Source organism: Pseudomonas sp. L13, from assembly GCF_009935965.1.
Taxonomy (GTDB): Bacteria; Pseudomonadota; Gammaproteobacteria; order Pseudomonadales; family Pseudomonadaceae; genus Aquipseudomonas; species Aquipseudomonas lactis.
The window spans coordinates 1-638 of record NZ_QODJ01000157.1; the positions used below are offsets into that span (position 1 = coordinate 1).

The following is a 638-nucleotide window of genomic DNA, read 5'->3' on the forward strand; positions in this document are numbered from 1 at the left end:
AGGTCCAGGCCATCCGGGGCCTTGAGCACCATGCGAAAGCGGCTGTCGCCGTCGTCCAGCGGTGTGAGCGTGGCCTTTTCCAACAGGCGGATCAGGCCCCAGGTGCCTTCAAAATCACCGAACAAACGCTCGCCGCTCTGCACGCTGGTCCAGCTCAAGCTCGCCCCCGGATCGTCACTGAAACCCGGCCAGTTGAAGCGCTGCCACGCCTGGCGCTGGTTGAAGTACTGGTGTTCCTCGCCGTTGAGGATGAAGTTGGTCTGCACCACATTGCGCGACGGCCTCCCCTGCAATTCGAAGCTCATGCCCATGCCGCCGTCGGTGTACATCACGTCGGCCAATTGGCTGAGCTGGTTGATCGCCGCCAGGAACTGCGGGTTGAAGCGCAGCCCCTGACTGTGGCGCGGGTCGGCCACCCAGCGGCTGCCTTCCTTGCGCAGCACGCCGCCCAGTTGGTTCTGCAAAAACTGCTCGATGCGCCCGGAGTCGGCGCGGATCATCTGCCCCAGCATCGGCAGCGAGGCGTCGCTGGTGGTGTTGGCGAACGGATAACGCCCGGCGAACGCGCCCTGCCAGTCGGTGACAATCGCCCGACGCCACTGGTTGTTGAGCCCTGCCGCCGAAGGTTGCAGCACCCG

Annotated in this window: 1 protein-coding gene; it reads right to left on the reverse strand. The window is 65.0% G+C overall.

Going from position 1 to position 638, the window contains the following annotated elements:
• The coding region (locus tag DK871_RS28460) for a type VI secretion IcmF C-terminal domain-containing protein (RefSeq protein ID WP_306109912.1) at positions 1-638 on the reverse strand (638 nt) is incomplete at both ends.